The following is a 22,076-nucleotide window of genomic DNA, read 5'->3' on the forward strand; positions in this document are numbered from 1 at the left end:
CTCAGCTGCAGATCACGGTTACGCATGCCATTCTCGGCGAAGGTGGGCCGCATATCCGTGATCCGCAGGGAAACCACGTCAGCGCTCGTTCGGCATGATGATCCACAGCGCCAGGTAGATCAGCACCTGTGGCCCGGGCAGCAGGCACGACAGGACGAAGATCAGGCGCATCACGTTCGGTGAGATCCCGAACCGGCGGCCCAGCCCGGAGCAGACTCCGGCGATCCAACGGTTGTCGCGCGGTCGGTAGAGGCGGCGAGGTGAGGTCGTCGTTGTCATGCTTCAACGGTAGGTACGCGGGTCGCCGCAGCCCTCCGCCGTCGGACGGATCTTGTGATCCCGATCCCGTAGGGGCGTCCCGGAGCGTACGACGCGCTAAAGTTTCTTGCGTATGCATCTAAGACGGGAGTCCTGCCGATGAGCCCGCGCCGCTTCCTCTTCCTGCTGGCCAGCACCCGGGAGAACGGAAACACCGAGGTCATGGCGCGACACGCGGCGGCGTACCTGCCGACCGGCGTCGAGCAGCAGTGGCTGCGCCTGGTCGACCATCCGCTGCCCGACTTCACCGACATCCGCCATGAGGGAGCCGGGGTCTACCCCGAGCCGGTGGACCACGCCCGGACACTGCTGGACGCGACGCTCGCGGCGACCGACGTCGTGATCGCCTCCCCGCTCCACTGGTACAGCGTCGCCACGCCGGCCAAGCGGTACATGGACCACTGGTCCGCCTGGATGCGCGTACCCGGGGTCGATTTCAAGGAGCGCATGCGGAGCAAGACCTTCTGGGGCGTGACGGCGGTCAGCCACGAGGACTTCACCCGGGCCGAACCGCTCATCGGGACCCTGCGGCTGTCGGCCGAGTACTTCGGGGCACGCTTCGGCGGCGTCCTGCTCGGGTACGCCAACCGCCCCGGCGACGCGCTCAACGACGCCGCCGGGCTCGAACGCGCCCGCACGTTCTTCGCCGGTGAGCCCGCGACCGCGACGACTCGGCTCGCTTCGCCGAAGCGGACGCAGGTCATCCACGCCTGAGGCGGCTCAGAGCCCGGCCAGCCAGGGCCTGATCTCGGCTGCGACCTGCTCGGGCACCTCGATCTGCGGAGTATGCCCGGCGTCCAGCTCGGCATATGTCCACTGAGGATGTGTCGCCGCGGTCGCCCGTGCCGACGCGATCGGCACCAGCCGGTCGTGGACGCCGTGGACGAGCAGCACCGGCTGGGTCAGCCCGGCCATGCGGCGGCGGTGCTCCGACCGCCCGACGCCGCGCAGGATCGATCGAGCGGCCTCCAAATAGGACTCCGCCCGCCGGGGCTGCGTCGCCCGCCGTTCCTCCAGTGCGATCCCGGCCGTGACGGTCTCCGGCGGGATCCGGGCCGGGTCGGAGAAGCAGAGCGCCAGCGTGTAGCCCACCCGGTCGCGGACGGGCACCCGCGCCAATCGCCGACGCAACGACCACTCCCCGAGGCCGGGCACGGCATGGACGGCGAACTGCTTGCGTACCACGGGATCCACGCGAGCGCCCGGGGCCAGCGGCAGTGTCGGGTCGACCAGGGCCAGACCGCGTACCTTGTGCGGGCCTTGGGCCGCGGCGAGGATGCTGACCATCCCGCCCATCGAGTTGCCGACGAGCACCGCCGGCTCGCGGACGACCTCGTCGAGGAAGCGCAGCAGCAGCTCGGCGTTGGCCCCCACACTCGTACGCCGCCCGCAAGGCTCGGTCAGCCCGAAGCCGGCCAGGTCGAGGGCGTACCCGCGGACCTGGTCGGCGAGCAGCGGCGCGAGCCGGCTCCAGTTGAGGTGCGAGCCGCCGAGACCGTGGACGTAGACGACCGCCGGGCCGTCGGCGGGACCACCGAAGTCGACGTAGTGCACCGATCCCGCGAGATCCACGGTGTGGCTGTTCATCGGGTCGCCCCGTATTTGCGGAGTTCCCGCTTGGCCAGCGAGGCCTTGTGCACCTCGTCCGGGCCGTCGGCCAGGCGGAGCGTACGCGCCGCCGCCCACATCTGGGCCAGCGGGAAGTCCTGGCTGACGCCTCCTCCGCCGTGCACCTGGATCGCCTTGTCCAGCACCCATTCGGTCATCTGCGGGACCGCGATCTTGATCGCCTGGATCTCGGTGTGGGCCCCCTTGTTGCCGACGGTGTCCATGAGCCAGGCCGTCTTCAGCACCAGCAACCGCGACTGCTCGATGCGTACGCGTGCCTCGGCAATCCACTCGCCGACCACCCCTTGGGCCGCCAGCGGCTTGCCGAAGGCGACCCGGTCGACGGCGCGGCGGCACATCTCCTCCAGTGCCCGTTCGGCCATCCCGATCAGGCGCATGCAGTGATGGATGCGCCCCGGACCCAGGCGCGCCTGTGCGATGGCGAACCCGTCGCCCTCACCGGCGATCAAGTTCTCCACCGGTACGCGTACCCCTTGGAACTGGATCTCGGCGTGCCCACCGTGCCAGCCGTCGTCGTAGCCGAAGACCCGCATGCCCCGCTTGATCTCGACCCCGGGCGTGGCCCGGGGGACGAGGATCATGCTCTGCTGACGGTGCCGCTCGGCGGATTGATCGGTCTTGCCCATCACGATGAAGATCTCGCAGTTGGCGTTCATCGCGCCCGACGACCACCATTTGTGCCCGGTGATCACGTACTCGTCGCCGTCGCGCTCGATCCGCGTGGCGATGTTGGTCGCGTCGGAGGACGCGACCTCGGGCTCGGTCATGCAGAACGCGGACCGGATCTCGCCGTCGAGCAGCGGGCGCAGCCAGCGCTCCTGCTGGACCGGCGTGCCGAACATGCTGAGGACTTCCATGTTGCCGGTGTCGGGGGCGTTGCAGTTGCACGCCTCGGGGGCCAGGTGCGGGCTGCGGCCCATGATCTCCGCGAGCGGCGCGTACTGGAGGTTCGTCAGCCCCGCGCCGAACTTCGCGTCCGGGAGGAACAGATTCCACAGTCCACGCCGCTTGGCCTCGGCCTTCAACTCCGCCATCACGGGCGGGGCCGACCAGCCGTCCTCCTCGGACACAGCGGACTCGGCCGGGTAGACGTGCGTGGTCATGAAGTCGAGCAACTCGGCGCGCAGCCGCTCGGTCGTCTCGTCGTAGCCGAACTCCATGTCAGGCCTCCCTCATCTGCCGGAGCCCGGCCGCCACCAGGTGCGGAACCATCGCGCCCACCTGGTCGAACCCGGTGCCGACGGTCTGCCCGGCGAGGTGCCGGAAGTGGATCCCCTCGAGGATCACGGCGATCTTGAAGTACGCGAAAGCGAGGTACCAGTCGAGGCTTTCGGCGAACGGACGGCGCTTGGCGTACCGGGCCGCCAGGTCGGCACTGGTCGGCAGCGCGCCCTCCGGGGCGGCCTCGCCGAACAGTCCGGTGGGTCGCAGCCACAGATCCCAGTACGCCAGCGACAGTCCCAGGTCGGCGAGCGGATCGCCGAGGGTCGCCATCTCCCAGTCGAGGACGGCGACGATCTGGTCCTGCCCGTTCACGATGACGTTGTCGAGCCGGAAGTCGCCGTGGACGATCGCCGCCCCGCTCTCGGCCGGAATCCGTGCCGACAGCCGGTCGAAGAGGTCGTCGACGCCGGGCAGCTCCCGGCTGCGGGACGCGTCCAGTTGCTGCTTCCAGCGGCGTACCTGGCGTTGCAGGTAGCCCTCGGGACGGCCGAAGTCGCGGAGACCGACCCCGGCCGGGTCCACCGTGTGCAGATCGGCGAGCACATCCACCAGTGCGAAGGCCAGGGCGTGGGCCCGCTGCTCACCGAGCGCGGCAGCCTGAGCCGCCGTCCGGTAGATCGTCCCGGGGACGTCCTGCATCACGTAGAACGGAGCCTCGTCCTCGGTCTCGGGTTCACAGAACGCGATCGCCGCCGGCACCGGTACGCGAGTCTCCCCGAGCGCGCTGATGACGCGGAACTCCCGGCTCATGTCGTGCGCGGTCCGTAGCACGTGCCCCAGCGGCGGACGGCGGACGACCCAAGTGGTGGCACCGTCGCCGACCCGGTAGGTCAGGTTGGACTTGCCGCCCTGGATCAGCTCGCCGGTCAACGGACCGGTCACCAGCCCGGGGCGTACGCGGTCCAGACAGGCCCGCAGCCGGTCGAGGTCCAGCCCCCGGGGCGCCGTCATGGCGTGATCACCACCCGGCCGACGGTGTCGCCCGCGCCCAGCCGGGTCAACGCCTCGACCACACCGTCCAGCGGCAGCACCTCACTGACCAGCGGCCGGACGGCGCCGGACGCCGCCAGGCCGGTCAGCGCCCGATGCGACTCGCCGAGCACCGCCGGATCGACCTGGCGATACAGTCCCCAGTGGACACCGACGATCGAGTAGTTCTTCAGCAGCGCGTGGTTCAGCGGAGGAGCCTGAATGGCGCCGCCGGCGAAGCCGATCACGAGGATGCGGCCTTCGAAGGCCACACAGTGCGCTGATCCGGCGTACGCGTCGCCACCCACCGGGTCGTAGACGACTTCCGCTCCGCGGCCACCGGTCGCCTCCTTCACAGCGGCGACGAAGTCCTGCTCCCGGCGGTCGATCACAAGGTCCGCGCCCAGCTGCCGGGCCACCTCGGCCTTGGCCGGGCCGCCGACGACCGCGATCACCCGCGCCCCGGCCGCCTTCCCGAGCTGCACCGCCGCGCTGCCGACACCGCCCGCCGCCGCATGGATCAGGAGCGTCTCCCCCGCCTTCAGCTGCCCGCGCCGGTGCAGGGCCACGAACCCCGTCTGGTACGCGATGTGCAGCGCGGCCGCCTCGGCGTCACTGAGTGACTCGGGGGCGTCGAAGGCGTCCACCGCGTCCAGGATCGCGACCTCGGCCAGCCCGCCGTGGGGCATCGCCGGAGTGCCGATGATCCGCTCGCCGAGCCGCCGATCCACGCCGGGGCCGACCGCGACGACTTCGCCGCAGACCTCCAGACCCGGGGTGAACGGCAGCGGCGGACGCACCTGATAGTGCCCCCGGCACAGGAGCACGTCCGGGAAGTTCAGGGCGCCCGCGCGTACGCGGACGGCCAGCTGGCCGGGGCCGGGCTGCGGCTCCGGCACGTCCACGAGGCTGAGGACGTCGGCGGGCTCCCCGAGCCGGCCGACCTGCCAGGCCCTCACAGGTACACCCGCGTGACGGTCTCCGCGACGCAGACCGGCTTGTCGCCGCCCTCGCGTTCCACGGTCACGACGCTGACGAGCTGAGCACCGCCGGCCACGTCGGTGATCTCCGCCAGCCTGACTTCGGCGCGCACCCGCGAATTCACCGGCAGCGGGGCGGGGAACCGGACCTTGTTCAGGCCGTAGTTGACCGCCATGCGTACGCCCTCGACCCGGACCAGCGGCCCGACCAGGACGGGCAGCAGCGACAAGGTCAGATAGCCGTGCGCCACGGTGGTGCCGAACGGGCCGGCCGCCGCCCGCTCGGGGTCGACGTGGATCCACTGGTGGTCCTCGGTCGCGTCGGCGAATCGGTTGATCCGCTCCTGATCGACGGTGAGCCAGTCGCTGTGGCCGAGGACGGTGCCCGCCGCCTTCCGCAGATCGTCCAAAGTAGCCATGCGTACCTCCCGGTTGGGCGCTGGATCACGGATCCGGGTCGAATCTTGGCCCATGATTCGACCGGGATCCGTGATCCAGCACGAAGTCAGTCGCGAAGCGCGAAGTCAGTCGCGAGCGCGAAGTCGGGCGCGAAGCGCGTCAGGCGCTGAGGGTGGGGCGCACGAGAGCCCCGCCGTCGACCACGATCGTCTGCCCGGTCAGCCAGGAGGACGCGTCGCCCGCGAGGAAGACCGCCGTCTTGGCGATGTCGTCGGGCTCGCCGATCCGGCCGAGCGGGATGTGCTGGTTGAGCGCCTCTTCATGGTCCTCCCACAACGCCCGCGCCAACTGCGTACGCACGATTCCCGGCGCGATCGCGTTCACGCGTACGCGGGGCGCGAGTTCGGCGGCGAACTGGCGGGTGAGGTGGATGACCGCGGCCTTCGTCGCGTTGTAGTACCCGATGCCCAGTTCGGTCACCAGACCACCCACGGAGGCGATGTTCACGATCGAACCGCCGTGGCGGGCCATCGAGGCGTGCCAGACCGCCTGCGTCCACAGCACGACGGAGAGCTGGTTGACCTGCACCGTCTTCTCCGCGCGGGACACGTCGAGGTCGACCATCGGCCCGTAGTAGGGGTTGGTCCCGGCGTTGTTGACGAGGACGTCGACCTGGCCGAACCGGTCCACCGCCGCCGCTACCGCGGCTTGCGCCTGGTCCGGCTCGCCGACGTGCGCGGCGTACGCCAGGAACTCCGACTTCGGGTACTGCGCCGCGAGTGCCGCCGCCACCGCGTCCAGGGATTCCTGGCGGCGGGACACCAGCACGACGTTGCATCCTTCGGCCGCCAGCGCCGCGGCGGTGGCTTGACCGATACCCCGGGAAGCCCCGGTGACCAGGGCCGTACGCCCATCGAGCCCGATCTGCATGGGGTCACCATAGCGGCCGAAGCCGTCCTTGCATACCGACCGGTCGGTATTGACAGCGTGAACCTGGAACCGGTGTGATGTCGGGCATGAGCCACTACCTCAGCAACCTCCGCGACCTGCGTTTCATGCTGTTCGAGGTGCTCGACCAGCGGTTGGGCCGGGGGCGCTTCGCCGACCTGGACCGCGACACGGTCGAGCAGATGCTGGCGGAGGTGGAGCGGCTGGCGACCGGCCCCATCGCGGCCTCGTACGCCGAGGTCGACCGCGATCCGCCGGTCTACGATCCGGCGACCTGCTCGGTGGCCATGCCGGCGGCGTTCAAGCGGTCGTTCCAGTCCTACATGGACGCCGAGTGGTGGCGGCTCGACATCCCGGTCGAGGCGGGCGGCGTCGCCGCGCCCCGATCCCTGTGGTGGGCGCTGGTCGAACTGATCCAGGGCGCGCAGGCGCCCGTCTTCATGTTCGGCGGCGGTCCGCCCTTCGCCGGTCTGCTGCACCGCATCGGCACCCCGGCGCAGCAGCGCATCGCCGAGATCATGATCGAGCGCCGCTGGGCGGCGACGATGGTCCTCACCGAGCCGGACGCCGGATCGGACGTGGGGGCCGGCCGGACCAAGGCGACGCCGCAGCCGGACGGGTCGTGGCACATCGAGGGCGTCAAGCGCTTCATCACCTCGGGCGAGCACGACCTCAGCGAGAACATCATGCATTTCGTGCTGGCCCGCCCGGTCGGCACGCCGGGTGCGGGCGGACCGGGGACCAAGGGCCTGTCGATGTTCCTCGTGCCGAAGTTCCACTTCGACGCGGAGACCGGCGAGCTGGGCGACCGCAACGGCGTCTACGCCACGAACGTCGAGAAGAAGATGGGGATCAAGGTCTCCACCACTTGCGAGCTGCGCTTCGGCGAACAGCAGCCGGCCGTCGGCCGGCTCGTCGGCGAGCAGCACGACGGGATCGCCCAGATGTTCAAGGTGATCGAGTCGGCTCGGATGCAGGTCGGCGTGAAGGCGATCGCCACCCTCTCCACCGGCTACCTGAACGCGCTGGCGTACGCGAAGGAGCGGGTGCAGGGGGCGGACCTGACGCGGATGCTCGACAAGACGGCGCCCCGGGTCACCATCGACCACCATCCGGACGTTCGCCGGATGCTGATGCTGCAGAAGGCGTACGCCGAGGGGTTGCGAGCCACCTACCTCTACGCGGCGGACTGGCTCGACCGCGACCACCCGCAGGCCACGAACGTCAACGACCTGCTGCTTCCGATCGTCAAGGGCGTCGGCTCCGAGCGCAGCTACGAGATGCTGGCGCTGTCGCTGCAGACGCTCGGCGGCTCCGGCTTCCTCCAGGACTACCCGTTCGAGCAGTACCTGCGCGACACCAAGATCGACACGCTGTACGAGGGCACCACCGGCATCCAGGGCCAGGACTTCTTCTTCCGCAAGATCGTCCGCGACCGCCGGGTGGCGCTCGACCTGCTGCTCGCCGAGATGACCGCCGACGTCGACGCCATCGAGTCCACGGAACCGCTCAAGGCCGTGGGCGAAGCTCTCCGCGACGCGATCGAGCAGGTACGCGCGATGGTGGCCACGATGCTGGAATGGCAGGTGGCCGCCGGCGACGACGTGACCGAGGTCTACAAGGTCGGGCAGAACACGACCCGGCTGCTGATGACCGTCGGCGACCTGATCGTGGGCTGGTTGCTGGCCAAGCAGGCGTCGGTCGCCGCGACGGCGCTGCCCGACGCGGACGGGGCCGACGCCGACTTCTACACCGGCAAGATCGCCGTCGCCGGGTTCTTCGCCGCGACGGTGCTCCCCGAGTTCGCCGCGCGCCGGCGCGTCCTGGAGCAGACCGGCAACGCGCTGATGGGCGTACCCATCTCGGCGTTCTGACCGGATGCCGAAAACGGTGAGTTGCTCTACGGTGTTGGGCGTGAAGCCTCGCCCAGCTTTCGCCCTGTCCTTGGCCGCGTCCTTGCTCGCCGCCACCCTCCTGACCGGCTGTACGGGCAATGGCGCCCAGCCGTCCGCCTCCGCTTCCGCGGCCCCTAATGTCACGCCCAGCCTCGACGTCGAAGCCGCCGCCGCGCTCGTGGCCGCCGGAGTGAAGTCCGGATCGGGCAGCTACAAGATGCACGCCGACATCACGTACGCCGGCGCTCCAGGCGTCCAGCTGGACGTCCAGTCCGACCCCGTGGCCAAGCGAATGAAGATGACCGTGGTGAACGGGACCTCGACGATCGAGGCCCGGGTCCTCGGCAGCGACTTCTACCTCACCGGCTTGCCGCAGCTCGGCAAGAAGTGGATGAAGGTCGACGGGAGCCAGGTCGAGGGCTTCGGCGACATGTTCGCGATGAGCGAGCAGAACCTGGCCATGCTCAGCGGCGTCGTCGAGATGACCACCGGGCCCAACGGCGTCTTCCAAGGCTGGGTCGACCCGCAGAAGGCCATGGACAAGGCCGGCTCGACGCAGATCCGCGACGCCCTCGCCAAGGTGGTCAAGGCGGCCGGTCCGAACGCCCGCATCCCGTTCACCTCGAAGATGGCCGACGGCTATCTCGTCGCGCTGACCACCGAGTACCCGGCCGAGGTCAACAACGCCGTGACGCACATGAAGGTCGCCATGACGCTGAGCGACTTCGGTAAGCCGGTGACGGTCACCGCGCCCGCCGCCAAGGACCTCGTCCAGCAGTAGCCGCAGTACCGGCTTGATCAGCGGAAGTATCGCGGTGTCATAGCCCCACGAAACTTCCGCTGATCATCACGACGGTGGAGATCAGAGGGCGGAGGCGGCCGAGACCTTCCACGCCTCGTCCACCTTCACGAGGGTGAGCACGACCCGGTTCTGGTCGACCTTCTCCCCCGAGATGTTGACGTTGCGCCGGTACTGGTTCACGAACAGCAGGACCTGCACGCGGTCCGGCGCGACGTCGATCACCCCGGACGCGCTGACCTGTGCCGTCACCACCGCCTGCTCCTTGACGACCGAGTCCTTGAGCGCGGTGGTCGTCTTGGCGTACTCGCTGGCGAAGGTGCCGGTGGCGAAGTTCTTCCCGTTGGCGACGGCCGCGTCGAAGGTGCGGTAGTCGTAGGAGAAGATCGCCGCGGCGGCGGCCGGCGCGACCGCCAGCGCCTCCCGGCTCGCGTCCGCCCGCTGCCGGCTCTGCCAGGTGTCCCACCAGGCGTACCCGGCGAGGCCCGCGACGATCAGGATGGCCGTGGCCAGCACGATGACCTGCTTACGCACGATGCGTCCCCTCATCCGACGAACTGCAGCCTGCTGACGAGCCACTTGCCGCTCGCGTCGTCCTTGGCGAGGTCGAGCTGCATGCGGTAGTGCGAGACCCGGCCGTCCGGCGCCTTCACGTTCGACACCGTCGCGTCGATCGCGACCAGGACGATCGCCGAGTCGTCGTCCCCGCTGACCAGCCCCGCTCGCAGCACGGTGCCGACCGACCGGACCTTGTTCGTCAGGACCGCCTCGCGTACGCCGGGCATTCCCCGGCCGAACTCGTCGCCGAATTCGCCGGTGGCTCCGCTCGCGATCCGCGCCAGGTCCGCGTCGACCGTGCCCGCGCTGATCGACACGAAGTTCACGGCGAGCTGCCGGGCCGCGGTCACCGCCTCGGCGTGCGCGGTCTCCAGCTGCCGCTGCTTCCACCAGCCGTGCCCGGCGTAGGCGGTCGCGGCGAGCGCCACGGCCAGCACCGCCGCCAGGATGCGGGCCACGGGCCACTTCGGCGATACGCCGAGAGCAGCGCTCTGCTTCGGCCGCCGCGTCGGCGTCTTCGCCTCGGCCGGGCTCTCGGGAACGTCGTCGACCGGGGTGTCCGTCGCTGCTGGAGCAGCCGCCCGTGGGCGTGGCCGCGGCGAGCGCTCCGCCGTCAGTTCGGTGGTTTCCACGTCGTGTTCCTTCCGTGGGTCGTCGGTGCTCACGGCGCGAGCCCGGACAGGAGGAGCAGCTTCCAGGACTGCTCACCGGCGGTGGCGGCCTGGCCACCGGTGCCCCCGAAGAGCAGCGGCAGACCATCCGGGCCGATAACGAGCCCGGTGACCGGGTCGTAACCGGCGACTTGTGATGAGGTCTCGACCGAAGAGCCAGGAGTGCGGTCAGTAACGGGGGATACGCCATCGATGGGGGCGGGCGACGGATCGCCGCTGGTTCGCGGCGCGTTCGCGGAGCCGCGTACGCCGGATCCGCTCGCCATCTCGGATCGGGTGCAGCGTCGTTGCCCGGACTTCACGTAGTTGCACGACGGCGGATCGCTCACGTTGAGCACCAGTCCGAGGTGCGCGGTGGCGTCCCCGGGCGCCACGGTGAAGCCACCGGTGACCACCATCGGATAGACCACCAGCAGCTGTTCGATGCCGTTCAAGCGGCGTACGGCGATTCCGTTGACCGTGATCAGGTTGCCCAGCAGCGGGCCGATCGAGGGGTCGACGTCACGCAGCAGGCCTTGCAGCTCTGTCGCCGCCGGCGGCCCGTTCGTCAGCAGCGTACGCAGGTCGGCGTCGCTGTCCCGGACCGTCTGACTCAGCTGGGCGAGGGCCGCGGCGAACCGCTTGATCTCGTCGGCCGCCTCCGCCTGGGTCTTCAGAACGGTGGCGGAGTCGTCGATGAGCTTCGTCGTCTGCGGCAGATAGTGGACGGCGTCGGACAGGAGAGCACTGTTCGCGTCGAGCAGCGTACGCAGCGCGGTCTCGTTCCCCTCGAACGCCGTGCCCAGCTCGTCGACCAGCACGGCGAGTTTGGCGGGGTCGACCGAGGTGACCACCGCGTCCAAATTCGTCAGCAGAGTCTCCACCGGCAGCGGTACGCCCGTCCGGCCGATCGGGATGACGTCGCCGTCGCCCAGATACGGCCCCGTGTCGGTGTCCGGCCGCAGGTCGACGTACTGCTCGCCGACGGCCGATCGGTGCGCCACGACGGCGTGGAGATCCCGGGGCACGCGGCTGTCGCCGGTCATCCGCATCCGCACCCGGACCAGTCCGCCGGCGGGACCCTCGTGCAGGTCGACGCTCTCCACCCGCCCGACCGGCACACCCCGATAGGTGACCGAGGCATTGGCGAAGATCCCGCCGCTGGTCGGGAAGTCCGCGAACACCGTGTACGCCCCGGTGAACCGCTCGCCGACCCCGACGAACCGGACGGCGACGTACCCGATGCCCAGGACGCTGACGACGGCGAAGACGAGCAGCTGGAACCACGCCAGCCGGGTGATCCTCATGCCGTCCTCCCGGCGAGGATCTCGGACAGACCGCCGGTGACTCCCGAGATCTCGCCCGTCGCCGGGTCGTACTCCCAGGTGACGACGGGTGCCGAAAGCGGCAGTCCGGGAAGCAGCCCGCTGGGCAGCAACCCGCTCGGCAGGATGCCGCTGGACGGGAGGATCGGTGGCAAGGATGGCAAGATCGGCGGCAGGGACGGCAGGATCGGCGGCAGCGACGGCAACGGGAGCCCCGGCAGGGTCGGGACGGTCGGCGTACCGGGCGTCGTCCCCTTCGCGACCAGGTTCGACAGGATCGACGCCGCGTCCAGGTCGAGGGTGATGTGCAGCCGCACATAGTCGCCCGCGATCGCCTTCTGCGCGTTCGGCGGGAACGGGTAGGACAGCATGAGGTCCAGCCCCTTCGGCAACGCGTCCCCCGCGCGTACCAGCTGATCGAGCGTGGGCTGGAGGGCCTTGAGCGAGGCGAGGGTGTCGGCCTTGCTCTGCTCGATCACGCGCTTGCCCACGGACCCGAGGTCGCGCAGCGCGACCAGCGCGGCCGTGAGCTGAACGCGCTGCCCGGCCAGCACGGTGAGGCCGGGTTCGAGCGCGTCGACGGCACGGCCGATGGTGTCGGTCTGCTCCGCGAGCTGTTTCGTGAGGCGGTCGAGCGAGTCGAGGGCGCGGACGATGTCGTCCTTCTGCGCGTCGAGGGCGGCGACGAACTTGTCCAGCTCGCGCAGCGCTCCCTTGGCGTCGGCCTCCCGGCCGCCCAGTGCCTTGCCGACCTCCGTGTTGATCGTCTTGAGCTGAGCCAGGCCGCCGCCGTTGAGCAGCAGGCCCAGGGCGGCCAGCACCTCTTCGACCTCGGCGCCGCGCTTGGTGCGCTCCAACGGGATCACGTCGCCGTCGCTGAGCGTCCCCTGTGGACTGTCGGCTGGTGCGGACAGGTCGACGAACTTCTCCCCCAAGAGGCTCGACTGCCGGATCGCGGCGATCGCGTTGTCGGGCAGCTTGACCGTGTCCGCGACCCGCATCCGGACGACCGCGGTCCAGCCGTGCAGCTCGACGCCGGTCACGCTGCCGACCGTCACGTCGTTGACCTTGACCGCCGCCTGCGGGACGAGATCCAGCACATCGGTGAACTCGGCGCTGACGAGGAAGCCGCCCGACGACGGGGCGCCGCCCGGGAGCTGGCAGCCGGCGGTGGTCAGCGCCACCGCGATCGCGATCAACGCCCGCCTCATGACCGGCCGCCCAGCAGACGCCGGAGTTGATCGGTCAACGGCAGCTTGCGGTCGGCCAGCGCCTTGGCCAGCGTCAGGCACTCCACCGGCACCTTCCCGGCGGGAACACTGTCGACGAGGAGTGAGCAGACGAAGCTGGCGGGGTCGTAGGGCCCCATCGCGTTGTCCCGGGTGTCGGTCGTGCCGGACCGGGGGTTGTACGCGAGATTGAGGTTGGACAGCGCCAACGGCGCGACGTCGAGCACCTCCCGCAACGCCTGCTGCTGCCGCACCAGTACGCCGGTCAGATCGGCGAGGGCGGCCACGTTGGCCGTCAACTCCGCCCGGTTCTGCTTCACGAACGTCGTGATCTGTGCGAGCGCGGAGGCGAGGTCGCGTACGGCGGCGGCCAGTTCGTCCTTCTCCGCCGCCAGCTCCTCCCCGACCTGGGCCATGCGGGCGGTGAATTCGCGTACGCTCGCGTCGCTCTTCGCCAGCGTGCCGGTGAACTGCTGGAGGTTGACGACCGTGCCGAAGAGGTCCTGCCGGCCGGTCGACAGCGTGTCCAAAGCCTGGCTGAGCCCGGACAGCGTCTCGTGCAGGTTCTGCCCGTTGCCGGCCAGATTGGCCGCGCCGACGTCGACGAGCTGCGACAACGCACCGTCTTTGTTCGCGCCCTCCGGGCCGAGCGCGCGATTGAGATCGTCGAGCGACCGATAGATCTCGTCCAGCTCGATCGGCACGACCGTCCGCTCGACCGGCAGGTCCGCACCGTCGGCGAGGGCCGGACCACCGGCGTAGGCCGGAGCCAGCTGGACGTAGCGGTCGGCGACCACGCTCGGCGGCACGACGAGGGCCTGTGCGTCGGCAGGCACCTTCACCCCGGGGTCGTACGCCAACTCGACCCGGACCGTGCGGCCCTCCGGGCGTACCGCGGTGACCTCACCGACCTTGACGCCGAGGACTCGCACGTCCGAGCCCTCGTGGACGCCCACCGCCGCGCTGAAGTGCGCCACCACCCGGTTCATCGGCTTGTCCCGCAGCATCACGACGAGCGCCACGGCGACGGCGGGCACCAGCGCCGCGGCGACGATCACGCGCGCCTTCACTTCGAACCACCTGTCGGTAGATAGCCCTGGACGAGACCGGCCACATAGGAGTCGAACCAGCGGCCGTTGCCGACGACGTTGGCGAACGCGTTGACGAACGGGGCCAGGCTGGTCAGCGTGTTCTCGAGCTTGGTCCGGTTGCGTTGCAGCACACCGACGAAAGCCCGCAATTTCTGCAGCGCGGGTTGCAGCGTCTTCTTGGTGTCGGTGATGAAGCCGGAGATCTGGTCCGCCAGCTGAGAGGTGGCGACCAGCAGCGTGTGGATCGCGTCCCGGCGCGCGTGTACCTCGGCGAGCAGCAGGTCGGCGTCCGAGATCAGGCGCTGGAACTCCTCGTCCCGCTGGGCGAGGACGGCGGTGACGTTCTTGGACCGCGCGAGCAGCTCGCGAAGTTGGTCGTCGCGCGAAGCGACCGTCTGCGAAAGCCGCGAGAGCCCGGTCAGCGAGGCCTTCACACTGGCCGGAGTGTCGGCGAAGGTCTCCGAGAGCACGCTGAACGCCTGCGCCAGTTGCTGCGTGTCGATCTGCTGCAACGTGCCGGCCAACCCGGTGACCGCCTGCATCACGTCGAACGGGGAGGCGGTCCGGTCGAGCGGGATCTCGCCGCGCAGCTCGCCGCCGCCTTGGGGATCCAGCGCGAGGAACTTCTGGCCCAGCACCGTTTTGATCCGGATGGTGGCGCCGGTCCTCTCCCCAAGAACGACGCCACGCACCCGGAACCCCACCCGGACGTAGGCGCCATTCCCACTCTGGGCGAGTTCAATCTCCGTGACCTTGCCGACTTTCACGCCGGCCACGCGCACCTCGTTGCCGGGCGCCAGCCCGCTCGCGTCCCGGAACGCCGCGCTGTAGCTGGTCCCGCCGCCGATGAGCGGCAGGTCCTCGATCTGGAACGCCGCCAGGAGCAGCGCGAACAGCACCGCGACGCCCACACCGCCGACCACCGCCGGCCGAGCGTGATCATTGCGCCGGCGACGCTGTTGATTCGGGCGTTTCACCGCTCGAAGCAGCATGGCTGACGCGACGATCAAGCGAGTCCGCATCAGTTGCCTCCGCACTTGGCCGCGGTGCCGCTGAACGTCGCCGGGTTCAGCGTGGTGCTGCCCAACGTCACCCGGCCGTCGAAGTCACAGAGGTAGAAGTTGAACCACGACCCGTATGAGGCGGTCCGGGTCAGCGCGTCCAGCCGCGCCGGCGCCCGGGTCAAGGTCGACTCGATGACCGACGAGTTCTCGACCAGCGTTCCCGCCAGCGTGTTCAGGGCGGAGATGTCCGCGGCCAGGCTCGGCCGCGCGTCGCGCAACAACGAGGTGGTCGCCTCGGCCAGGCCGCTGATGTTGGTCAACGCGCCGCCGATCGCCTTGCGGTCCGCGGCCAGCCCCGACACCAGCAACTGCATCTGCTTGATCGTCTCCGACAGCTTCGCGTCGCGCTGGTCCAGCGTGCCGAGAACGGCGTTCAGGTTCGTGATCACCCGGCCGATCGCCGCGTCGCGGTCCGCGAGGGTGTTGGTCACCGAGGCGGTACGCCGTAAGAGGTCGGACAGCGTACCGCCCTCGCCCTGCAGCACCTGGATGATCTCGAAGGCGAACTTGTTGACGTCCGCCGGGTTCAGCCCTGTGAACAGGGGACGGAACCCGTTGAAGACGACGGTCAGGTCCAGTGCCGGAGTCGTCTGCGCCACTGGGATCAGGCCCTCCGGCTTGAGCCTGTCGCCGCCGCCCGGCCCCTCGCTCAGGGCGAGATAGCGCTGCCCGATCAGGTTCCGGTAGCGGATCTTCGCCAGGACCGTCGTCGCCAGCGGCACGTCCTCGGCAGTGAAGCTCACCTCGGCGGTCGGCTTGCCGCCGTCCTGGATGAGATCGATGCCGGTGACCCGGCCGACTTTGACGCCGGCCACGCGTACGTCGTCGCCGACGAGCAGGCCGGTCACGTCGGTGAACCGCGCCCGGTACTCCGGCCCGCCGCCGAACGCGAACGCGCCGAGCGTCCGGGCGAGCAGGCCGGTGAGCAGCAGGGTCACGGCGGCGAAGGCGATCAGCTTGAGCAGCGGGCGCGCCAGGCCGCGGCCCTCGACGGCACTCACTGGGCCACCCCCAGGTTCACCGTCTGCCCGTTGAGGAGCGGCCCCCACAGGAGCAGGTCGAGGTCGCTGACCTGGTCGGGCTGCGTATTCGTGAGGGCGGCGACGATCGGTTTCAGGAGCGGCTGTTTCGCCGGTGCGCCCGCGCCGTAGTCGTAGCCGTCGGCGATCGGCGTACCGGGGGCGGGCACCTTCGGGTCGGGCAGCCCATGGCACTGCGGACCGTTGCTCGCGCCGTAGACCGGCTCGTCTCGTCCCTTCACGTACTTCCCGTTGTCCCGCGTGACCTCCAGCGTGATGTGCATCCGGCCGCTGGCGAAGACCTCCTCCAGCTGCGGCTGCAATGCGGTCAGCCCGCGGAAGAAGCAGGGATACTCCGGGGCGTACGCGGCCAGCAGCTCCAGCACCGGGCGGCTGACCCGGCCGAGCTGGATGATCCGGTCGTCGTACCGGTCGAGGAAGATCCGGGTGTTGTCGGCGAGGTCGGTGGCGTCGGCGAGGAACTCGGCGAGCTGCTCCTTCTGATCGACCACGGTGGTCGCCGTGACGGTCACGTTCCGCAGGATCGTCAGCAGATCCGGCAGCGCCGCGCTGTATCCGTCGAGCGCTTGGGCAAGACGGCGGACGTCGGTGGCAATGGTCGGCATCTGCTTGTTGAGGGCGGCCAGCAGCTCGTCGGCGTTCGCCACGTCCTGCCCCAGTCGGTCACCCCGCCCGTCCAGCGCATACGCCAACGCGCCGAGCGTCGCCGCCAGCTTGTCCGGCTTGATCGCCTGCAACACGGGCAGCGCCCGGTCGAGGACCTGCTCCAGCTCGACCGCGCTGGACGTGCGGTCCTGGTCGATGACGGCCCCGGCCCGGAGCGACGGCCGCGCAGCGGCCGCGGGACCCACTCCGGAAACCGGGGCTGTCACGCTGGAAGCCGGCACGGGCCGTCCTCCAGCCCCCTCCGACAGGCCGATCGAGCGGCCAGTGCCGGCGGACACGCTGGAAGCCGGCACGGGCCGTCCTCCAGCCCCCTCCGACAGGCCGATCGAGCGGCCAGTGCCGGCGGGGATCAACTCCACATAGCGCTCACCGAAGAGGGTCTTCGGGAGCAGCCGTGCGGAAACGTCGGCGGGGATCCTGGCGATCTGGTCGGGATCGATCGCCAGCCGCAGTTCCGCCGACGCGCCGTTCGCGGTGATCTCGCGTACCTCGCCGACCTGGACGCCGAGCAGTTTCACCTCGGCGCCGGTCGAGAGTTGCAGGCCGGTGTGGTCGGTCCGCAGGGTCACCCAGTCCACCGGGGTGAACGCCTTGCGATACACCAGCACCGACAGCGTCAGCGAACCGGCGAGCACGACGACGAAGCCGAGACCGAGCAGGCGCAGCCGCATGGCGGTCACCCCGCGATCCGGACGGTCGTCGTCGCGCCCCACACCGCGAGCGAGAAGAAGAAGTCCACCACGTTGACCGCCACGATCGCCGTACGCACAGCGCGCCCGACCGCGACACCGACTCCGGCCGGTCCGCCGGTCGCGGTGAACCCGTAGTAGCAGTGGATCAGCACCACGATGACGCTGAAGACGAGCACCTTCCCGAACGACCAGAGCACGTCCTCGGGCGGCAGGAAGAGGCCGAAGTAGTAGTCGTAGGTGCCCGGCGACTGTCCGAAGTAGCCGGTCGCGATGGTCCGCGTGGCGAAGTAGCTGGCCAGCAGGCCCAGCACGTACAGGGGAATGACCGCGAGGAAACCGGCGATCATCCGCGTCGTGACGAGGAACGGAACCGACGGGACCGCCATGACCTCCAGCGCGTCGACCTCCTCGGAGATCCGCATCGCCCCGAGCTGGGCGGTGAATCCGCAGCCCACGGTGGCCGACAGCGCGAGCGCCGCGACCAGCGGGGAGATCTCCCGCGTGTTGAAGTACGCCGAGATGAACCCGGTGAACGCGCTGCTGCCGATCTGGTCGAGCGCCTGATATCCCTGCAGGCCGACCTCGGTGCCGGTGAAGAAGGTCAGGAAGGCGATGACGCCGACGGTGCCGCCGACGACGGCCAGCCCGCCGGTGCCGAAGCTGACCTCGGCGAGCAGCCGCAGCACCTCCCGCCGATACCGGCGCAGCGTACGCGGTGTCCAGGCGGCCGCCCGCAGGTAGAAGGCGAGTTGACCGCCGAGCATGTCGAGCCAGCCGAACACCGACTCACGCCCCCTTCTGCGGGACGACCTGGAAGTAGATCGCCGTCATGACGAAGTTCAGGGCGAACAGGAGCATGAAGGTGATCACGACGGACTTGTTCACCGCGTCGCCGACGCCCTTCGGGCCGCCTTGGGCGTTCATCCCGAGATAGCTCGCCACCAGCGCCGCCACCACCCCGAAGACGAGCGCCTTGAGTTCGCCGGAGATCAGGTCGGGCAGCTGGCCCAAGGCCTGGAAGCTCGCCAGGTACGCCCCCGGCGTACCGCCTTGGAGGATGACGTTGAAGAAGTAGCCGCCGGCCACCCCGACCACGCTGACCAACCCGTTCAACAGCACGGCGACCAGTGCTCCGGCGATGACTCGCGGGACGACCAGCCGCTGCACGGGGTCGATCCCGAGCACCCGCATCGCGTCGAGCTCTTCCCGGATCTTCCGGGCGCCCAGGTCGGCACAGATCGCCGAGCCGCCCGCCCCGGCGATCACCAACGCGGTCACGATCGGCCCGGCCTCGCGGACGACCGCCAGCACCGACGCCGCACCGGTGAACGACTGGGCGCCCAGTTGGCGTACCAGTGAGCCCAATTGGAGAGCGATCACCGCGCCGAAGGGGATGGAGACGAGCGCCGCGGGGGCGATCGAGACGGAGCTGAGGAACCACGCCTGCTGGACGAACTCGCGGACCTGCACCGGGCGGCGGAAGCAGCCGCGCACGGTGCGCCCGCAGAAGATCAGGAACTCGCCGACGGCCCTCATCGTGCCTCCACAAAGGAGCCGAGCGGTGGCAGGACGCCGTGCTCATGGCACCACGCGCCGGCTTTGCGCTCGGCTCGCCGGGGTCCGCCGTCGGAGGGGCGCAGCTGCAACGGGATGGGCGGCAGCGGAGGCAGCTGCGCCCCGGCGGCGGCCTCAGCGGCCAGCTCGTCGGCGTCCTTCTCCTCGGCCATGCCGATGGGACCGACGCGCTGGGCGTTGAGGAACTGGCGGACCACGGGCTCGTGGCTGGACAACAACATCTCGCGCGGGCCGAACATGGCCAGATGCCCGTGGTAGATCAGGCCGATGTTGTCCGGCACCGTCCGCGCGGTGTTGATGTCGTGCGTGACGATCAGGAACGTCGCGTCGATCTGCTGGTTCAGATCGATGATCAATTGATTCAGGTACGCCGTCCGCACCGGGTCGAGGCCCGAGTCGGGTTCGTCGAACAGCACGATCTGGGGGTCGAGGACCAGCGCGCGTGCCAGCCCGGCCCGTTTGCGCATGCCGCCTGAGATCTCGCCGGGGAGTTTCCGCTCCGCCCCGGACAGGCCCATGAGGTCGAGCTTCTCCGTGACGATGTCCCGGATGCGGGCCTCACTGAACTTCGTGTGCTCCCGCAGCGGGAAGGCCACGTTGTCGTAGATGGTCATCGACCCGAAGAGGGCGCCGTCCTGGAAGAGGACGCCGAACAGCTTGCGTACCTCGTAAAGGTCGCGCTCGGGCAGCTGCGGCAGATCCTGGTCGCCGATCCAGATCGAGCCGCGATCCGGGCGCAGGAGGCCCACCAGCGTCTTCAGGAAGACCGATTTGCCGGTTCCGGACGGTCCCAGGAGGACGGAGATCTCGCCGGCGGGCAGCGTCAAGGTGACGTCCGACCACACCGGCGTACGCCCGAAGGACTTCGTCAGCCCCTCGACCCGGACCTCTACGCCCACCCGTTCCTCCCCGGCTGCCACCAGTTGGTGAAGGGATATCGCCGGGGAGGGTCGGGGTGTTACAGCTCTTTTTCGTCAGAGGACCGACGACTCTTCGTCAGCGGGCCTGCAGCGCGTCGAGGGCGACGGCCATCGCGAGGACGGCCCGGCGGTCCAGCTCCGGGTCGTTGATGGTGATGAGGTACTTGTCGCGCAGCGAGAACTTGCGGTTCACCGAGAACGCGACCTGCCCGTTGCGGACGAAGTCGAAGTGGTACGGCAGCCAGCTCGCGACGAACCGGCGCAGCAGCGCGATCGGGAGGCTGCGCTCCGTGCCGGTGATGGTGCCGAGACCGGGCTGCTCGAAGTGGTAGGTGGACTGCAGAAGCGACTTCGCGAAGTCCTTGCGGAAGGTGCCGATCGGAGTGCCCGCGCTGTCCGTGATGTCATAGGTCGCCCCGAGGTCGATGACCTGACGGGCCTTGAATCCGGCGACCACCGACTGCTTGGTGCTGTCGGTGTAGAGCGTGACCTGCTCCTTGAGCGCCATCCGCTTCTGCTGGGCGAAGGCGACGAGCGTGCCCGGATTGCCGTTCGCATCCGAATCGTGGATTTCGTACTGGTTCACCATCAGGGTGATGCGCTGTTTCATGTGCAGGGTCTGTTGCCGCTGCAAGGTTGCGGTGTCCACGGGGGCCTCTCGCTTCTCGAGGGATGGGTGGCGGTCAGCGTACGGCACTCGCTCACGACTTTTACCGCCCTGGAACGTTGGTTATCGTGCACACCGTGGGGTGGTCGGAATCGGAGCTGGTCGAACGGGCCGTACGCGGCGAGCCCGCGGCGACCGAAGCCCTGCTCACCGACGTGCGGCCCGGGGTCGTCCGCTACTGCCGCGCCCGGCTCGGTCAGCTCGGCGGGGCGTACACCACGGCCGACGACATCTCCCAGGAGGTCTGCGTGGCGATCCTGCGGGCGCTGCCGCGCTACCGCCAACAGGGAGTGCCGTTCTCCGCGTTCGTCTACGGCATCGCCGCCCGCAAGGTCGCCGACGCCCAGCGCAGCGCCGTGCGGCGGCTCACCGTCTCGGTCGACTCCGTGCCCGAACGCCCGGACAGCACACCCGGCCCCGAGCAGCAGGCCATCTCCGCCGACCAGGCCCGGCGGCTGGCCCTGCTGCTGAACCAGCTCAACGACACCCAACGCGAGATCATCGTGCTCCGGGTCGCCGTCGGGCTCAGCGCGGACGAGGTCGGCACCGCACTCTCGATGTCCGCGACCGCCGTCCGGGTCGCCCAGTCCCGCGCCCTGGCCAAACTGCGTACGCTGGCCGGCGACGTCTTCGGTGAGGTGTCCGCGGCATGAAGATGCGCAATCAGGGGCACTTCCCCGACTCGGACCCGGGCGGCCCGCCGATCGACGCCGACCAGCTCGCCCAGGACGACGCCCTGCTGGACCTGCTGGGATCGGGCTCGCCTCCGCCGGCCGACGACTCGCTCGCGGTCATGTTGTCGTCCTGGCAGGCCTCCGTCTCGTCGGACGAAGCAGCGCCCGCCCCCGTCGTCGCCGACCCGGCCGTGCGGCCGTCCCGGCGCCCCTTCTCGGCTCGCCTGGTCGCCGCGATCGCCGGAGCCGTCGTCCTCCTCGGCGGCGGGCTCACCGCAGGCGCCGCGAACGCCGGTCCGGGCAGTCCATTGTGGCCCATCACGAAGATCGTGTACGGCGATCGGGCGGACTCGCGAGCCGCCGCCCAGCAGGCCACCGCGCTCCTCGACCAGGCGACGACGGCGTACGCCGACCGCCGGTTCGCCGACGCGCGCAGCCTCACCGACCAGGCCGCCACTCTGCTGCCCAAGGTGACCGACGCCGTTGACCGGCAACGCCTGACCACCCGGATCGAGCAGCTGCGGGCAGCGCTCGCCGCGGTCACCATCCCCGAGACGGGCTCCTCGCCGACCGCACCGTCGGGAGTAACGCACAGCGCCACGCCGCGGCCCTCCGGCGTAGGCCCGTCGACGACGCCGGCTCCCTCGTCGCCGGCCCCGTCGCCGTCACCCAGCCAGGGCGGGCTGCTCCCGCTCCCGCCGCTGCCGTCGCTCCTGCCCTCCCTCCCCATCCTCGGCTGACCCCGTCGCCTCCCCCGCACCTTC

General features: G+C 69.9%; 24 protein-coding genes. 5 read left to right on the top strand and 19 right to left on the bottom strand.

Translation table 11 applies throughout. From position 1 onward, the window contains the following. Nucleotides 1-78 precede the first annotated feature (78 nt). A complete protein-coding gene (locus tag AB0H43_RS35200) occupies nucleotides 79-279 on the bottom strand; it encodes a PspC domain-containing protein (RefSeq protein ID WP_253757703.1) in 201 nt (66 codons plus the stop codon). A 138-nt stretch (nucleotides 280-417) separates the two neighbouring features. Here AB0H43_RS35200 and AB0H43_RS35205 point away from each other — a divergent pair, with 138 nt between their 5' ends. After that, nucleotides 418-1,032 (top strand): NAD(P)H-dependent oxidoreductase, encoded by a 615-nt coding sequence (locus AB0H43_RS35205; protein ID WP_360006814.1) that lies wholly within the window; start codon nucleotides 418-420, stop codon nucleotides 1,030-1,032. 6 nt (nucleotides 1,033-1,038) lie between these two features. Here the strand turns inward: AB0H43_RS35205 and AB0H43_RS35210 are convergent, their stop codons facing one another. The 6 genes from AB0H43_RS35210 to AB0H43_RS35235 all read right to left on the bottom strand — a co-directional run bounded on the left by AB0H43_RS35210 (nucleotide 1,039) and on the right by AB0H43_RS35235 (nucleotide 6,449). Continuing rightward, complete coding sequence (locus AB0H43_RS35210; protein ID WP_360006817.1) at nucleotides 1,039-1,905, bottom strand: alpha/beta fold hydrolase; 867 nt, start codon at nucleotides 1,903-1,905, stop codon at nucleotides 1,039-1,041. Next, nucleotides 1,902-3,107 (bottom strand): acyl-CoA dehydrogenase family protein, encoded by a 1,206-nt coding sequence (locus tag AB0H43_RS35215; protein ID WP_360006820.1) that lies wholly within the window; start codon nucleotides 3,105-3,107, stop codon nucleotides 1,902-1,904. The genes AB0H43_RS35210 and AB0H43_RS35215 overlap by 4 nt, the downstream gene beginning before the upstream one ends. Before the next feature lies 1 nt (nucleotide 3,108). After that, entirely contained in the window at nucleotides 3,109-4,122 is a 1,014-nt protein-coding gene (locus AB0H43_RS35220; RefSeq protein ID WP_360006823.1) for a phosphotransferase family protein, read from the bottom strand. After that, complete coding sequence (locus AB0H43_RS35225) at nucleotides 4,119-5,099, bottom strand: NADPH:quinone oxidoreductase family protein (RefSeq protein WP_360006825.1); 981 nt, start codon at nucleotides 5,097-5,099, stop codon at nucleotides 4,119-4,121. The genes AB0H43_RS35220 and AB0H43_RS35225 overlap by 4 nt, the downstream gene beginning before the upstream one ends. Beyond that, complete coding sequence (locus AB0H43_RS35230; RefSeq protein WP_360006828.1) at nucleotides 5,096-5,539, bottom strand: MaoC family dehydratase; 444 nt, start codon at nucleotides 5,537-5,539, stop codon at nucleotides 5,096-5,098. The genes AB0H43_RS35225 and AB0H43_RS35230 overlap by 4 nt, the downstream gene beginning before the upstream one ends. A gap of 139 nt (nucleotides 5,540-5,678) precedes the next feature. After that, nucleotides 5,679-6,449: an SDR family oxidoreductase gene (locus tag AB0H43_RS35235; protein WP_360006831.1), complete on the bottom strand. Its 771-nt coding sequence runs from the start codon at nucleotides 6,447-6,449 to the stop codon at nucleotides 5,679-5,681. A gap of 86 nt (nucleotides 6,450-6,535) precedes the next feature. Here AB0H43_RS35235 and AB0H43_RS35240 point away from each other — a divergent pair, with 86 nt between their 5' ends. Both AB0H43_RS35240 and AB0H43_RS35245 read left to right on the top strand, forming a co-directional pair. After that, on the top strand, nucleotides 6,536-8,341 hold the full coding sequence (locus tag AB0H43_RS35240; RefSeq protein ID WP_360006833.1) for an acyl-CoA dehydrogenase: 1,806 nt from the start codon (nucleotides 6,536-6,538) through the stop codon (nucleotides 8,339-8,341). A gap of 40 nt (nucleotides 8,342-8,381) precedes the next feature. Further along, a complete protein-coding gene (locus AB0H43_RS35245) occupies nucleotides 8,382-9,143 on the top strand; it encodes a hypothetical protein (RefSeq protein WP_360006836.1) in 762 nt (253 codons plus the stop codon). 81 nt (nucleotides 9,144-9,224) lie between these two features. Here AB0H43_RS35245 and AB0H43_RS35250 read toward each other — a convergent pair whose 3' ends face one another. The 12 genes from AB0H43_RS35250 to AB0H43_RS35305 form a co-directional block, all read right to left on the bottom strand. Further along, complete coding sequence (locus AB0H43_RS35250) at nucleotides 9,225-9,710, bottom strand: hypothetical protein (protein WP_360006839.1); 486 nt, start codon at nucleotides 9,708-9,710, stop codon at nucleotides 9,225-9,227. Further along, nucleotides 9,707-10,351, bottom strand: a complete 645-nt coding sequence (locus AB0H43_RS35255; RefSeq protein ID WP_360006842.1) for a hypothetical protein — start codon at nucleotides 10,349-10,351, stop codon at nucleotides 9,707-9,709. The genes AB0H43_RS35250 and AB0H43_RS35255 overlap by 4 nt, the downstream gene beginning before the upstream one ends. 29 nt (nucleotides 10,352-10,380) lie before the next feature. Continuing rightward, a complete protein-coding gene (locus tag AB0H43_RS35260; protein ID WP_360006844.1) occupies nucleotides 10,381-11,676 on the bottom strand; it encodes an MCE family protein in 1,296 nt (431 codons plus the stop codon). Further along, nucleotides 11,673-12,905, bottom strand: coding sequence for an MCE family protein (locus AB0H43_RS35265; protein WP_360006847.1), 1,233 nt, complete (start codon nucleotides 12,903-12,905; stop codon nucleotides 11,673-11,675). The genes AB0H43_RS35260 and AB0H43_RS35265 overlap by 4 nt, the downstream gene beginning before the upstream one ends. Further along, the gene (locus tag AB0H43_RS35270; protein WP_360006851.1) at nucleotides 12,902-13,993 is read right to left on the bottom strand and encodes an MCE family protein; all 1,092 of its coding nucleotides are present in this window, start codon (nucleotides 13,991-13,993) and stop codon (nucleotides 12,902-12,904) included. The genes AB0H43_RS35265 and AB0H43_RS35270 overlap by 4 nt, the downstream gene beginning before the upstream one ends. Next, nucleotides 13,990-15,036, bottom strand: a complete 1,047-nt coding sequence (locus tag AB0H43_RS35275) for an MCE family protein (protein WP_360006854.1) — start codon at nucleotides 15,034-15,036, stop codon at nucleotides 13,990-13,992. The genes AB0H43_RS35270 and AB0H43_RS35275 overlap by 4 nt, the downstream gene beginning before the upstream one ends. Continuing rightward, complete coding sequence (locus tag AB0H43_RS35280; protein ID WP_360006857.1) at nucleotides 15,036-16,079, bottom strand: MlaD family protein; 1,044 nt, start codon at nucleotides 16,077-16,079, stop codon at nucleotides 15,036-15,038. The genes AB0H43_RS35275 and AB0H43_RS35280 overlap by 1 nt, the downstream gene beginning before the upstream one ends. Beyond that, nucleotides 16,076-17,455 (bottom strand): MCE family protein, encoded by a 1,380-nt coding sequence (locus AB0H43_RS35285; protein WP_360006859.1) that lies wholly within the window; start codon nucleotides 17,453-17,455, stop codon nucleotides 16,076-16,078. Before AB0H43_RS35285 ends, AB0H43_RS35280 begins: the two co-directional genes overlap by 4 nt. A gap of 5 nt (nucleotides 17,456-17,460) precedes the next feature. Further along, the gene (locus AB0H43_RS35290; RefSeq protein WP_360006914.1) at nucleotides 17,461-18,240 is read right to left on the bottom strand and encodes an ABC transporter permease; all 780 of its coding nucleotides are present in this window, start codon (nucleotides 18,238-18,240) and stop codon (nucleotides 17,461-17,463) included. A 22-nt stretch (nucleotides 18,241-18,262) separates the two neighbouring features. Beyond that, on the bottom strand, nucleotides 18,263-19,012 hold the full coding sequence (locus AB0H43_RS35295; RefSeq protein WP_360006861.1) for an ABC transporter permease: 750 nt from the start codon (nucleotides 19,010-19,012) through the stop codon (nucleotides 18,263-18,265). After that, nucleotides 19,009-19,950, bottom strand: coding sequence for an ABC transporter ATP-binding protein (locus AB0H43_RS35300; protein ID WP_360006863.1), 942 nt, complete (start codon nucleotides 19,948-19,950; stop codon nucleotides 19,009-19,011). The genes AB0H43_RS35295 and AB0H43_RS35300 overlap by 4 nt, the downstream gene beginning before the upstream one ends. Nucleotides 19,951-20,047: 97 nt before the next feature. After that, nucleotides 20,048-20,581, bottom strand: a complete 534-nt coding sequence (locus AB0H43_RS35305) for a hypothetical protein (protein WP_360006917.1) — start codon at nucleotides 20,579-20,581, stop codon at nucleotides 20,048-20,050. 134 nt (nucleotides 20,582-20,715) lie between these two features. Here AB0H43_RS35305 and shbA point away from each other — a divergent pair, with 134 nt between their 5' ends. Together shbA and AB0H43_RS35315 are read left to right on the top strand one after the other, a co-directional pair. Then, nucleotides 20,716-21,291: an RNA polymerase sigma factor ShbA gene (gene shbA / locus AB0H43_RS35310; RefSeq protein ID WP_360006866.1), complete on the top strand. Its 576-nt coding sequence runs from the start codon at nucleotides 20,716-20,718 to the stop codon at nucleotides 21,289-21,291. Next, entirely contained in the window at nucleotides 21,288-22,052 is a 765-nt protein-coding gene (locus AB0H43_RS35315) for a hypothetical protein (protein ID WP_360006869.1), read from the top strand. The genes shbA and AB0H43_RS35315 overlap by 4 nt, the downstream gene beginning before the upstream one ends. Nucleotides 22,053-22,076: the final 24 nt, after the last annotated feature.

The organism is Hamadaea sp. NPDC050747 (assembly GCF_040654195.1).
Lineage (GTDB): Bacteria > Actinomycetota > Actinomycetes > Mycobacteriales > Micromonosporaceae > Hamadaea.

What these genes read in the sequence shown, in the direction of transcription:
- AB0H43_RS35200 (WP_253757703.1), bottom strand. Translation starts at nt 279, where the DNA reads ATGACAACGACGACCTCACCTCGCCGCCTCTACCGACCGCGCGACAAC.
- AB0H43_RS35205 (WP_360006814.1), top strand. Translation starts at nt 418, where the DNA reads ATGAGCCCGCGCCGCTTCCTCTTCCTGCTGGCCAGCACCCGGGAGAAC.
- AB0H43_RS35210 (WP_360006817.1), bottom strand. Translation starts at nt 1,905, where the DNA reads ATGAACAGCCACACCGTGGATCTCGCGGGATCGGTGCACTACGTCGAC.
- AB0H43_RS35215 (WP_360006820.1), bottom strand. Translation starts at nt 3,107, where the DNA reads ATGGAGTTCGGCTACGACGAGACGACCGAGCGGCTGCGCGCCGAGTTG.
- AB0H43_RS35220 (WP_360006823.1), bottom strand. Translation starts at nt 4,122, where the DNA reads ATGACGGCGCCCCGGGGGCTGGACCTCGACCGGCTGCGGGCCTGTCTG.
- AB0H43_RS35230 (WP_360006828.1), bottom strand. Translation starts at nt 5,539, where the DNA reads ATGGCTACTTTGGACGATCTGCGGAAGGCGGCGGGCACCGTCCTCGGC.
- AB0H43_RS35235 (WP_360006831.1), bottom strand. Translation starts at nt 6,449, where the DNA reads ATGCAGATCGGGCTCGATGGGCGTACGGCCCTGGTCACCGGGGCTTCC.
- AB0H43_RS35240 (WP_360006833.1), top strand. Translation starts at nt 6,536, where the DNA reads ATGAGCCACTACCTCAGCAACCTCCGCGACCTGCGTTTCATGCTGTTC.
- AB0H43_RS35250 (WP_360006839.1), bottom strand. Translation starts at nt 9,710, where the DNA reads ATGAGGGGACGCATCGTGCGTAAGCAGGTCATCGTGCTGGCCACGGCC.
- AB0H43_RS35260 (WP_360006844.1), bottom strand. Translation starts at nt 11,676, where the DNA reads ATGAGGATCACCCGGCTGGCGTGGTTCCAGCTGCTCGTCTTCGCCGTC.
- AB0H43_RS35265 (WP_360006847.1), bottom strand. Translation starts at nt 12,905, where the DNA reads ATGAGGCGGGCGTTGATCGCGATCGCGGTGGCGCTGACCACCGCCGGC.
- AB0H43_RS35275 (WP_360006854.1), bottom strand. Translation starts at nt 15,036, where the DNA reads ATGCGGACTCGCTTGATCGTCGCGTCAGCCATGCTGCTTCGAGCGGTG.
- AB0H43_RS35285 (WP_360006859.1), bottom strand. Translation starts at nt 17,455, where the DNA reads ATGCGGCTGCGCCTGCTCGGTCTCGGCTTCGTCGTCGTGCTCGCCGGT.
- AB0H43_RS35290 (WP_360006914.1), bottom strand. Translation starts at nt 18,240, where the DNA reads ATGCTCGGCGGTCAACTCGCCTTCTACCTGCGGGCGGCCGCCTGGACA.
- AB0H43_RS35295 (WP_360006861.1), bottom strand. Translation starts at nt 19,012, where the DNA reads ATGAGGGCCGTCGGCGAGTTCCTGATCTTCTGCGGGCGCACCGTGCGC.
- AB0H43_RS35305 (WP_360006917.1), bottom strand. Translation starts at nt 20,581, where the DNA reads ATGAAACAGCGCATCACCCTGATGGTGAACCAGTACGAAATCCACGAT.
- AB0H43_RS35315 (WP_360006869.1), top strand. Translation starts at nt 21,288, where the DNA reads ATGAAGATGCGCAATCAGGGGCACTTCCCCGACTCGGACCCGGGCGGC.